Source organism: Eubacterium sp. BIOML-A2 (genome assembly GCF_009680135.1).
GTDB classification, from domain to species: domain Bacteria; phylum Bacillota; class Clostridia; order Lachnospirales; family Lachnospiraceae; genus Faecalicatena; species Faecalicatena contortus_B.
In genome coordinates this window covers 58,827-63,499 of sequence record NZ_WKZK01000027.1, presented here as the reverse complement: position 1 = coordinate 63,499, position 4,673 = coordinate 58,827, and the positions used below count along the sequence as shown (strand labels likewise).

Annotated in this window: 4 protein-coding genes; all 4 read left to right on the top strand. The window is 49.1% G+C overall.

The window, feature by feature from the left end:
- Positions 1-447 precede the first annotated feature (447 nt).
- Entirely contained in the window at positions 448-1,437 is a 990-nt protein-coding gene (locus GKG43_RS11475; RefSeq protein ID WP_055155383.1) for a J domain-containing protein, read from the top strand.
- Between the two features lie 264 nt (positions 1,438-1,701).
- Entirely contained in the window at positions 1,702-2,982 is a 1,281-nt protein-coding gene (locus tag GKG43_RS11470) for an extracellular solute-binding protein (protein WP_055155381.1), read from the top strand.
- A 2-nt stretch (positions 2,983-2,984) separates the two neighbouring features.
- Positions 2,985-3,851: a sugar ABC transporter permease gene (locus GKG43_RS11465; protein WP_154253423.1), complete on the top strand. Its 867-nt coding sequence runs from the start codon at positions 2,985-2,987 to the stop codon at positions 3,849-3,851.
- The coding region (locus tag GKG43_RS11460) for a carbohydrate ABC transporter permease (protein ID WP_154266204.1) at positions 3,848-4,673 on the top strand (826 nt) is incomplete at its 3' end. The genes GKG43_RS11465 and GKG43_RS11460, both read left to right, overlap by 4 nt.

Genomic DNA, 4,673 nt, shown 5'->3' with positions numbered 1-4,673 from the left:
AGTTGTTGCTGAACCCAGCGCGGGAAATCATCAGATTTCCCGTGATGTGTTCAGCGTACCCGCCTATCCGGCATCGGGTGTTCTAGAATCACTTAGCAGCATGGGTGCATATCGCAACGGCATATACAGCCCCAGCATCTCCCCGGCCTCCCTGTCATAAAGCGTCCCCATCCGCCGACAAGTCTAAAGCTAGCCAACTAAATCCCAATTTTTTATTGACAATTCTGATGTGGCGTGTTATATTACAAATAGAACAATAGGGGCTTGATTATGAATCTATTGTTGGGCAGCATGATTCCCCGGAAGTATTTTCGGGGATGTTTTTTGATTGGGTACGGGGCTTTTCCCCACAGATTTAACAAGATAAGAGGACTCTCCCTACGCTATGGGGAAGAGATGAATCTCTTAAAACAAGAAGCCAGAAGGTAGGACCAGGAGGTGATGGCAGTGGCTGCAAAGAGAGATTATTATAAAGTTTTGGGAATTGATAAGAGTGCAGATGAAAACACGATAAAAAAGGCGTACCGGAAGCTTGCCAAAAAGTACCATCCGGATACAAATGCGGGTAACGCCCAGGCTGAACAGAATTTTAAAGAGGTTACAGAGGCGTATACGGTTTTAAGTGACGAAGAAAAACGTAAATTGTATGACCAGTTCGGCCATGCTGCTTTTGAAGGAGGGTTTGATGCCGATGCCGCCAAGGCATACAGCCGTCAGAATGGAGGGACACGGGAATATCATTTTGAAAGCGGCGATATGAATGATATTTTCGGGGATATTTTTGGCGATATGTTCAGGGGCGGCGGTTCAGAGGGATTCGAATACCATAATTATTCTGGCAGTGGGTTTGGCGGCGGAGGATATGGCAGAAAAACGTTCCGCAGGAAGGGCGCAGACCTGCATGCGGAAGTTGCAGTTACTTTTGACGAGGCGGTTTTTGGATGTGAAAAGATTATTACGCTTCAGAATCAGGATGGTATGACAGCACCTGTGCAGTCCCTGCAGGTTCGCATTCCGGCAGGTATTGAGACCGGCAAGAGCATTCGGCTGCGGGGCAAAGGGATGCCAGGCGCAGGCGGCGGTGAACCGGGAGACCTGTTCTTAAAAGTACAGGTCGGCGGGAAGGCAGGCTTTGAGAGAAAGGGGCAGGATATTTATACGATGGCTTACATCCCGTTTACTACCGCAGTATTCGGCGGGGAAGTGATGGTTGAGACTCTTTATGGAAACGTACTCTGCAAGATCAGGGAGGGAACGCAGTCGGGGACGAAAATACGGCTCCGGGGAAAGGGCGTTGTGTCCATGAAGAATCCGGAGGTGCACGGTGACCAGTATGTATGCGTGCAGATACAAGTACCGCAGAACCTGAACAGAGAAGCCAGGGAGAAATTAAGGGAGTTTGAGGCGGCCCAGCGAGGGGGAAGACAGTCTGCCTGATAATGTTGGGGCACGCCTGATGGGAGCGGGCAGCAGGACGGAGGGGAAGTATCTTCCGTTCCGCTGCTCTCTGCTTCCATCAGGCGTACCCATTTTTTATCTATGTGTCGAAAATGGGTTGTATCCTTTGGTTTATTGGTGGTATCATAAGAGAAAGTGTCGAATATGTTTTGGGCTCTGCAGTATATGCAGGATGGCTGAGCTCTGTTTGGCAGGGGTGAAGCCGTAGGTCTCAAAAACATGGAGCTTAAAGGAGGAAAAGGTATGAAAAGAGTGATCAGTTTCGTGGTGTGTCTGTGTCTGGCTGTGGGAATGCTGGCAGGATGCGGTGCGAAGGAGAAGGATGAAAAAAAAGAAGCAGAGGATATAACGGAGAATGAAAAGGGAGACCGTCAGATTACCTTTATGATTCCGGACTGGGGGGTGCCGCCGGATGAGATGCTGGCAGATTTTACAGGGGAGACCGGGATTGATGTTGTGATCAATGAGGTAAGCTGGGATGATATCCGGGATAAGATTGCAATTGCAGCTTCCGGCGGTTCATCTGCTGCGGATGTGGTGGAAGTGGACTGGTCCTGGGTAGGGGAGTTCTATGCTGCAGACTGGCTGGAGGAGATCCGGCTTTCAGAAGAAGAAAAGGCCGACATGCCTACGCTGGATACATTTACTATAGAAGGGAAAGTACTGGCTGTTCCTTATGCCAATGATTACAGGCTGTCTTATTATAATACCGAGCACTATAAAGAGGCCGGGATCCAGTCGGCGCCGGAGACATGGGAACAGGTATATGAAAATGCAAAAAAGCTGAAAGAAGCTGGTGTGTCTGAATATCCGTTTGCGATTCCGCTGAATGCGGAAGAAGCGGCGACGACTTCGTTAATCTGGCTGGCGTATACAATGAATGGCGCAGTATTTCATGAGGACGGTACGCTGATTAAGGACTCCGTGCTGGCTGCGCTCAGTTATGAGGAGAAGATGCTTCAGGAAGAACTGATTGACCCGGCCGATAAGACTTCGTCCGGTATGGATGCATACCGGAGGCTTTTATCAGGTGATGCCAGTTTTATGACGGGGCCTACATCCTTTGTGGCGAGAAGCAGCAACAGCGAGGAGTGCAGTATTGTAGGACAGATCGAGCCGATTCTGGTGCCGGGAAAGACCGGTACTTCAGAGCATACCATGGCGCTTCCAGAGGCGATTGGAATTACCAAATTTTCAAAAAATAAGAAAGATGCTGAGACATTTGTAAAATGGTATACGTCGCCTGAGATCCAAAAAGAACTTTATAAAACAAAAAGCGCGATCCCAACTCATAATACGATCTTGGAAGAGCTCATAAACGACGGTTCAATCACAGACTCCGGCGCTATGCTGGAGGAGGCTGAGCGGATCTCGTCTCCGTTCCCCAACGGGGTACCGTCCTATTATGCAGAGATGAGCAATGCCATTTATAATGCGGTGAATAAAATGGCTCTTGGGGAATTGACTGCGGAAGAAGCCTTTGAAGAGATGGACAGTAAGATTACGGAACTGGCAGGAAAATAGTGATGAAAAAAGCATTACCATATCTATTACTGGCGCCCATGATGATTATCATGGGTGTCTTGGTATTTTACCCTGTGATTGTAACATTTTCATATAGCCTGAAAAAGTGGAAGCTGACAGCGCCCGGAGAGATCGAATTCATCGGTCCTGCCAATTATATCAGTGTATTAAAGTCATCCTCTTTTTGGTACAGTCTGCAGAATACCCTGTTTCTTGTCGTGATGATCGTTCTGCTTACAACAGTGATCGGTATAGCCGTTGCGCTTTTTCTGAATGTGGAATCCCGTGTATCCGGACTCATGCTTGCCGTGGCAGTGCTGCCCTGGGCGCTTCCGCCGTATGTCAACGGGGTGCTGTGGAAGTTCATTCTGAACTCTGGGTATGGATTCATGAACAAGCTGCTGATTACCCTGCATGTTGTGGATCAGCCGGTGGAGTGGCTCTCCTCGCGGTGGCTCCTGCTTTTGTCGGTTTCTCTTGTGGTTACTTGGCGGAGCATTCCTTTTATGGCCCTGGTGTGCCTTGCGGGAAGAAAAGCTCTGCCGGAAAGCCTGTATGAGGCGGCTAAGATCGACGGTGGCGGTAGCCTGCAGATTTTTCGGAAAATCACTGTGCCGCTGATGCTTCCGTTTGTAGGAATCGGAATGACAAGCACGTCGATCACCGCGGTAAACGTATTCGATGAAATTGTGGCGCTGTCCGGTATGGGAGATCTGGGTAAGAATATAGTTGTTGAGAGCTATCTGACCACATTTTCCTTCCTCGATTTTGGGAAGGGAAGCGCTATCACATATCTGGTAATGCTTCTGGCCGGCATTCTTGGCATATTTTATCTGAGGAATCTGAACAGGGAGGTGATGTACGGATGAAAAGAAAAAAAGGGTACTGGTTGTTTATGATTCTTTTTCTGCTTTTTACAATCGGGCCGTTTCTGTGGGCCTTTCTGATTTCCGTGACTCCCGAGTACGGTATGTTTGGAAGGTCTGCAAATCTGCTGCCCGGGGATATTACCTGGGAGAACTATCGGAATCTTTTGTTAGGGACAGGGCAGCAGGGGCAGCTGTTTTATACGGGGATGCTGAATTCCCTGAAGGCTGTGGGTGTAACGCTTCTGCTAGGGATGCCGGCGGCGCTGGCATCCGCATATGCGCTCTCGAGGATGGAATTCAAGGGGAGAATCCTGATCAAAAATATGCTGCTGATTACCATGGTAATTCCGGTTATGGCCACTATTATACCAATTTATAAAATATTTGCAGATCATCAGCTGCTCGACAATATGTTCTGGCTGAGCGTGATTTATGTAAGCGCTCTGCTGCCGGTGACAACATGGCTTATATCGAACTACTTTGCCACCATACCGAAAGAACTGGAGGAGGCCGCGCTGGTGGATGGGTGCGGAAGAATGCGTGCGTTTTTACGTATTATTCTGCCGGCTTCCGAACCGGTAATTGTATCGGCTGCACTGATCCTGTTTTTGAATACCTGGAGTCAGTTTCAGATTCCGCTGATTCTGGCTTCATCGCTGGCTACCAAACCCATTGCCGTTGTCACCTCGGAGTTTATGACAAAAGATGCCGTCCAGTATGGAATCACCGCGGCTGCGGGAATATGCGCTGTGGTGCCGCCGGCGGCTTTGGCACTGGGGATGAAACGGTTTCTTGTAGCGGGGATCATGGGGGGAGCTGTGA